The sequence below is a fragment of the Paenibacillus forsythiae T98 genome, assembly GCF_000520735.1.
Taxonomy (GTDB): Bacteria; Bacillota; Bacilli; order Paenibacillales; family Paenibacillaceae; genus Paenibacillus_AQ; species Paenibacillus_AQ forsythiae.
Genome location: NZ_ASSC01000667.1, coordinates 1 through 7,337 on the forward strand (window position 1 = coordinate 1; position 7,337 = coordinate 7,337).

The window sequence follows — 7,337 nt, forward strand, 5'->3', positions numbered from 1 at the left end:
GCAGGAAGAGCGGCAGCGGCCAGAATGCCTCCACCCGGTAACCGCCCACCACCCGACCGCGCTTGCCTTCAAGAAACAGCGGCGTCGCAAGCCGAGGGCCCTGCCAGCGGACCAGCAGCGCTTCCACGACAAGCAGAACGGCGGCCAAGGCCAGCAGCGCGGGAATATCCATTTCTCTTACCGCCGTCACAGCCTCTCCGCCAAGCCCTCCGGGGCGGAAAGCCGGGAAGAAGGAAAGGACAGCCTGCACCACGCCAAGCAGGCCGATGGAATAGGCGAAGCAGAAGTACCGCACCCGAAGCAGCAGCAGAATCAGGCTGACTGCCCAGATGCAGACGACGGCCGGTCCGCTTGCCGACACGCCGAGCAGCATGGCTGCCAGCGAGACGAGAACACCCGCAGCCAGACCTGTCCCTATGGCGCGCCATACTTCCCTGCCCCAGCTATGCAGCTTGACATGAATAAGCCTCCGCTCCAGCAGCGTCTGCCTGCGGCAATACAGAATAATGAACAACAAAGCGATATAATAAAAGGGCTGCGTCAGCATATGCAGCGCGGCATTCCCCAAGCTTGCCAGCAGTTCCAGCATGTCATCCAAACCGATCGTCACGCTCCTTTGGCTGCGCTATCTTAAGTACGGCTTCATCCTCTATTCTAATGGAATGCGGGGATCAAAGACAGGCTTTTCGAACAGAAAATATTGGCTATGGCTTCATGGACCGCATGAAAAAAAGAAGGCTGAAAGTCAGCCTTCTTCATGAATTCGACGCCTTCGCGCCGATCTCCTTCCGTATCTCTTCAATTCCCCGGTTCCGCTGATTATCGTTAGCCGGATTCTGGATCGCCTTGATCAAGGCCGCTTCAAGCGCCTCCGCCGTCTTGACGTCAATAATGCCGGTCACCTTCAGCTTGGCCGCGCTCTGGAATTTCTTCACCGCGTCCTTCGTGCCGGTGTCGAAATATCCGTCCTTGCGCCCTGGCTTGTAGCCCAGACCGTCAAGCATGGTCTGCGCGCTTTTCACATTCGTGCTGTTGGAGTTGTACTGGAGCGGCGCGCGCTTGTCGATTGGCGCCACCGAGAAGTAATCCGGCTGGGCCACGGCGATATCCGGCTTGATTCCCTTGCCGTGAATCCATGTTCCGTTTGGCGTCAGCCATTTGGCGATGGTGATCTTCAGCAGACTGCCGTCTCCGAGCTCCTTGTCGAAGCTGGTCTGCACCGTCCCCTTGCCGAAGGAATTATCGCCGATCAGCTTGGCTCCTGCGGACTGCTGCAGAGCTCCCGCCAGGATTTCCGAGGCGCTCGCGCTCCCCTTGTTCATCAGCACGGCAACCGGATAATCCTTGCCGCTGCCCTTGGAAATCTGTCGGTCACGCTGCTTGTCCTTGTCCTCCACCTGGACGATCGTCTTGCCCTTTGGCACGAACTGCTCGGCAATATCGATAACAACCGGCAGTACGCCGCCCGGATCGTTGCGGACGTCAATAACAAGGCCTTTCAGACCTTTTTTCTCCAGCTTGGACAGTTCCTCCTTGAAGCGGGCGGCGGTGTTCATCGAGAACTGCGTAATTTCGATTACGCCAACGCCATTCTTCTCCATAGAAGAGTAGACCGTCTCCAGCGTCACATTATCCCGTCTGATATTAAAGGTCAAGGACTGCGCCGAACCGCCGCGCCGGATGACGAGAACCGCCGTGCTGCCTTTGGGGCCGCGAATCTTGGCGACGGCGTCGTTCAAATCCATTCCTTCCAGCGATACGCCGTTCACGGAGACGATAATATCCTTCGCCTGAATTCCGGCCTTCTCGGCCGGCGAACCTTTAATCGGGGATACAACGACGACTTTGCCGTTATCCGAGGCAACCTCGGCTCCGATGCCGGTGAACGAGCCCTCGATGCTCTCTTCGAACTTCTCCGCCGTTTCCTTGGCCATATAGTTCGAGTAAGGGTCCCCGAGCGCTTCCATCATTCCGTTGACCGCGCCGTTGATCAGCTTGCTTCGATCCACGCTCTGGTAGTATTTGCTCTCGATCAGGCCAAGCGCCGTCCCAAGCTTCTTCGCTTCGCTCTGCGCAAGCCCGCTGCTTGTCAAAACCGTTGACGCGCTCTCTCCGGCAGCTTGTCCGGAGAAGAGCGAGCCCGTCACGGCCAGCGTCAGCAGGCTGCCGCACAGCAGGGCCGCGATGACCATAAAAGCCGCCGTGCTCTTCTTTAACATGAAGCCTTCACCGTCCCTTCTTGTCCATCCTCCCGGTCTGCCTAAGGTTCGTCCCTTAAGGATCAGTCTGACTTCCAGTATATGCCGGAATGCACAATATTATTTATAATGCCGCTAAATTACAGGTAATCCATCGGTTCAACCGGCGTTCCGTCGATCCGTACCTCGAAGTGAAGATGCGGTCCGGTTACCCGGCCGGTGGCGCCTGATTCCGCAATAGTCTCTCCGCGCTTCACCTTGTCTCCCACGCTAACCTTGATCCCGCCCTCGCGGATGTGTCCGTACAGCGTCCACATGCCGCCGCCGTGGTCGATGACCACGCAGTAACCGTATCCGCTCCACCATTCCGCGACGATGACGGTCCCCGCCTCGGCCGCGTGAATGTCCGTGCCCTGCGGAACCGCAAAGTCAACGCCGGTATGCAGCTTGCGCTCTCCCGTAACCGGATGAATCCGGTAGCCGTACGGCGAGGACACCCGCGCGTTGCCTACGGGCAGCAGCAGCGGTCCGCTGCCGCTGGCGTAAGTGCCGCTCGAATCGTCGCCGCCGTGCTCGTCATCCGAATTTCCGGAGCTGGCCGCCGCTGCGGCAGCTCTTCTGGCTGCTTCCTCAGCCGCTTTTTTCGCCGCTGCCGCCTTGGCCGCCGCCGCTCTTCGGGCCGCTTCTTCAGCTCTTAGCCTGTCCTTCTGATCTGCGAGCGCGGCCCGCTGGCTCGCCAGCTGCACCAGCTTGGCGTTCTGCTCCTGGCTGATATCCTCCGCGTCGTCGATCGCCTTGTCGTAATAGGCGATCAGCTGCTGCTTCTCCGCTTCCTTATCCTTCAGGACGCTCCGCCGGGATTCCAGATCGGTGTACAGCTGCTTGGCCTGGGCGTACTGCCCTTCCAGCTCTCTCTTCTTCTCGGCGACGGTCGCTTCATCCCGCTTATGCTGGTCCAGCAAATCCTGGTCCTGATCCACGATAGTCTTGAGCGAATCGGCGCGGTCCAGAAAATCCGAGAAGCTCTTGGAAGAGAGCAGCACATCAAGGTAGGACACCGCCCCATCCGTATACATGAGACGGACGCGGGATTCGATCAGCTTCTGCCGCGAATCCACCCGCTCCTGCGCGGCGTCCAGCTCCGAGGCCGTTGTCTTGAGCGAGGCCTCGGTGTTATCGATTTTAGTTGAAATCTGCTTCATTTCGCCCCTGACCTGTTCAATCTGGCCGAGCACATATTGCAGACTCTGGTTCGTTTTATTCCTGTAGTGCTGCGCCTCCTGGCCTTGGGCGGCCGCCTTCTCCTGCTGCTTCCTGGCGTTCTGCACATCCTGCTGCAGCTGCTTGAGCTGCTTGTCAATCTCGGCGATGCTTGGTTTCCTGGCATATCCTTCAGAGGGCTGGAACATTACGGCAGACAGCAGCAATACAGCTAAACCGGCGGCTATTTTTTTCAACTCGCGTTCCCCGTCCTTTGTCCTTAATTGTCAGATCTTCAAAAATTTACGGATAGACACGGTGCTTCCCCATATGCCAATCAGCATCCCGAGTCCGACCAGCAGACCGCTCAGCTGCATCCAGATATCGTCAAAGGGCAGCAGGGTCCATCCCATCAGCGGATCGCCCTTCATGGACGTATTCAGACCGCTGTAACCGGCGTACAGAACCCCGACTGTAATTAGCGAGCCCAGCAGGCCGATCAGCCCTCCCTCTATAAAGAACGGCCATCGAATAAAAGCATTCGTCGCCCCCACCAGCTTCATAATTCCGATCTCCTTGCGGCGGGCCAGTATGGTCACCCGGATCGTGTTGGAAATCAGGAACATCGACATGACGCCAAGCCCCGCGACAAAAACAAAGCCAACGTTGCGGATCGTGCGCGTGATCTTGAACAAAGTCTCAACGGCGCCCTCCCCGTATTTCACCTTGTATACCGGTTTCTCGGGATGCTTGTCGTTCAGCGCCTCGATCTTCTCCGCCACAAACGGCACGGTCGTCGCCTCCACTACTTCCACCCGGAAAGCGTCATTTAGCGGATTATTATCCTTGTCAAATCCTTCCAGTATACTGTCGGCATCCGGACCCAAATCCTTGCGCAGCTCTTCCAGACCCTGATCTTTGGGAACGAACTCGACCTTGCTGACCTCCGGCATGCTGCCGATCTCATTCTGGAGCGTCTCCCGCAGCGCCTGTTTGGTCTCCAGCGACAAATGGACGGTAATCTGCACCTGGCTGTCCGCTTTGTCCGCCAATGAATTGACATTCAGCACCAATAAAATAAATACGCCCAGCACAAGCAAGGAGACGACAATGGATGTGATGGAGGCCACCGACATCCAGCCGTTGCGGAATACGTTCTTGAAGCCTTCCCGCACATGCCGCAAGAAGGTTTTAAAACTCATATCCGTATTCTCCTCTCAGCTGGTCTCTGACGATCTGTCCATGCTCAATGGCCAGAACACGTTTGCGCATCTTGTTCACGATGTCCCGGTTATGGGTAGCCATGACTATCGTAGTGCCGCGAAAATTAATCTCATCCAGTAGCTGCATAATGCCCCACGACGTCTCCGGGTCGAGATTTCCCGTGGGCTCGTCCGCCACAATGACCGAAGGATTGTTGACGATGGCCCGGGCGATGGCGATCCGCTGCTGCTCCCCGCCGGAGAGCTGGGAAGGCTCGCGATTTCCTTTGGAACGGAGGCCCACCAGGTCGAGAACTTCGTTCACCCGCTTCTTGATCTGCTTTCTCGGCGCTTCGATAACCTCCATCGCAAACGCGACGTTCTCGAAAGCCGTCAGCTTCGGAAGCAGTCTGAAATCCTGAAATATGACGCCGATATTCCGGCGCACATAAGGGATTTTGCGCGGCTTGAGCTTGCCAATGTTGAAGCCTCCTACAGAAATCTGGCCCTTGGTCGGCGATTCCTCCCGATAAATCAATTTCATGAACGTCGATTTGCCCGCGCCCGACGGGCCGACGATATATACAAATTCGTTGCGGTCAATTTTGACCGACACTCCTTGAAGTGCATGGGTGCCGTTAGGATATGTCTTCCAGATATCCTGCATTTCGATCATCATATCACTTCCCGATTCTGACTTATCCGTTCCACGCTGTCTGCAAACCGCCGTGCAAGCTTTCACAAACTGCGGTATTTTCACAGACGTATCTATTGTAACAAATCCGTAACCGCTTGAGTACCCGAAAGTTTTACTGGGACCCGGCATATATTTAAATGCTCAGGGCCCGGACCCGCGTCCCATTCGCGCTATATCGGCATGGAGAACCGTATCTCTAAAGACCTTCACGGCCGAACCGGACTCTTGGAGCAAATTTACCGTATCAGAGGAGACGACATTGCGATGAGAAAAACACATGGCGCCCTGATTGCGCTAATCGGACTGATATTGGCGGCTTCGCTAGTATACGGAGGGCTGTATTTATATGCGGGACAGCGCAGCGTTCCGGAGAGAACGACGCTTGCGGGCTGGAATGTCGGAGGAATGGACATAGCAAAAGCGAGGGCGGAGCTGGAACGGAAGCTTCAGGCGCTGCACGCCATTCCCGTCACACTGACTGGAGGCGGGGAGACGGAGATTCAGGTTACGCTGAAGGACGCGGGCATTTCATATGATGCGGACCCGTTTCTGGAGGGGCTGGACCGGCTGACGAACGGGGGGCTGCTGGATCGGGTCAAGGCCCGCCGCAGCTTTGTCAAGACATGGGGCCTTGAAGCGAACTGGGACAGCGCGCCGCTGAAACGCACCCTGAGTCCGCAGTGGGAGCGGACCGCATTCGGCGAACCTGTGAATGCCACCCGGCGAATTACGGAGAGCGATCAAATTGTCTATACACCGGGGGAAACGTCGCGCAGGATTGACTGGAACGCCATGGAATCCTCGCTTCGGGCCGCGCTGCCGGAAAGCTTGAGCCAGTTGGAGGCTCTGCGGAGCAAGGGCGTCGTCGTTCAGCTTCCGCTTAAGACCGTACAGCCGGATGTGACGGTAAAGTCGCTGCAGGATCAGGGAGTGGCGCGCAAGATTGCCGAGTTCAGCACCTCGCTGGGCTCAAGCGGACCGGGAAGAAGCTACAACGTGAACTCCGCCGCGAAGGCCGTGAATGATACACTTCTTCCCCCCGGAGGAATATTCGACTACGGCAAGGCCATTGAAAAAGCGGAGCAAACGACCGGCTTCCGCGAAGCGCCGGTTATCGTAAGCGGACGGCTCCAGCCGGGGGTCGGCGGCGGAATCTGCCAAGTGTCCAGTACGCTGTACAATGCGGCTCTGCGCACGGGACTTGAAATCGTGGAGCGGCGCAGCCACTCCCTGCCGGTAAGCTACCTGCCCAAAGGCCAGGATGCGACGTTCTCCCAGGGGTCGATCAATTTCCGCTTCCGCAACAATACCGGCCATTATTTATTGATCCGATCCGCCGTAGCGGGCCGGGCGCTGACCGTCAAGTTCTTTGGCACCTTCCCGCAAAATGTATCGTACGAGGTCGAGTCCCGGACCGTCGATATCCTGTCGCCCGGCAGCCGGACCGTTTCCGACGCCTCTCTTCCGCCCGGAGCCTCGCGGACGCTCCAGAGCGGCAAGGCGGGATATATCGTGGAGACCTATGTAACCCGTAAGGTCGACGGCAAGGCCGTAGACAGAAAAAAGCTGTCGCGCGACATTTACCGGCCGCAGCAAGCCTTGGTCGCCGTCGGTTCGGGCCAGGCAAGGCCGGCCGTACCTGAACCCTCCGAGCGTCCGCTGGTGGAGGACGGAATCCGGAAGAATAATTAAGGCCGCCGGGCCGCCGAGCCAAGAGATGAAGAAGGTGAAATACCGGGCGGCCCTTCGGCAAGTATTGCTCCGAGCGGAGCTTCGACTAACACAGAGCCGGGCCGGACGATGCGGCATTGCCCAGGTCCGCTTCGTCCCTCCCGGCATATTTAATGCTTGCTTTACCAAAGCAAGCCGACCTCTTTACAATCCGCTGATATACTGATGATATACTCAAGAAATCACTTCATTTCAAGAAAGGATGACCTCTTATGACAACAACGGCAACATCGGCCGCTCTTAAGCTGGCCGACCTTATGCGCCCGGCTCCGGTCGTATATGACCACCGCACCTGCCGGCAGGGGCTTC

At 57.5% G+C, this 7,337-nt stretch carries 5 protein-coding genes and 1 pseudogene; 1 reads left to right on the forward strand and 5 read right to left on the reverse strand.

All coding sequences use genetic code 11. The annotated features are described in order from the left end of the window. The 5 genes and pseudogenes from L692_RS0120560 to ftsE form a co-directional block, all read right to left on the reverse strand. Positions 1-610, reverse strand: a pseudogene (locus tag L692_RS0120560) (serine protease); the annotation flags it as partial. Between the two features lie 145 nt (positions 611-755). Further along, positions 756-2,219: a S41 family peptidase gene (locus L692_RS0120570; RefSeq protein ID WP_025701915.1), complete on the reverse strand. Its 1,464-nt coding sequence runs from the start codon at positions 2,217-2,219 to the stop codon at positions 756-758. A gap of 119 nt (positions 2,220-2,338) precedes the next feature. Further along, positions 2,339-3,655, reverse strand: a complete 1,317-nt coding sequence (locus L692_RS0120575; RefSeq protein WP_025701916.1) for a murein hydrolase activator EnvC family protein — start codon at positions 3,653-3,655, stop codon at positions 2,339-2,341. Between the two features lie 30 nt (positions 3,656-3,685). After that, positions 3,686-4,600, reverse strand: coding sequence for a permease-like cell division protein FtsX (gene ftsX, locus L692_RS0120580; RefSeq protein WP_025701917.1), 915 nt, complete (start codon positions 4,598-4,600; stop codon positions 3,686-3,688). Next, a complete protein-coding gene (gene ftsE, locus L692_RS0120585) occupies positions 4,590-5,276 on the reverse strand; it encodes a cell division ATP-binding protein FtsE (RefSeq protein WP_025701918.1) in 687 nt (228 codons plus the stop codon). Before ftsE ends, ftsX begins: the two co-directional genes overlap by 11 nt. Before the next feature lie 285 nt (positions 5,277-5,561). On the opposite strand from ftsE, the gene L692_RS0120590 reads away from it, so the two are divergent. Continuing rightward, on the forward strand, positions 5,562-6,989 hold the full coding sequence (locus tag L692_RS0120590) for a VanW family protein (RefSeq protein WP_025701919.1): 1,428 nt from the start codon (positions 5,562-5,564) through the stop codon (positions 6,987-6,989). The last annotated feature ends 348 nt before the right edge of the window (positions 6,990-7,337 follow it).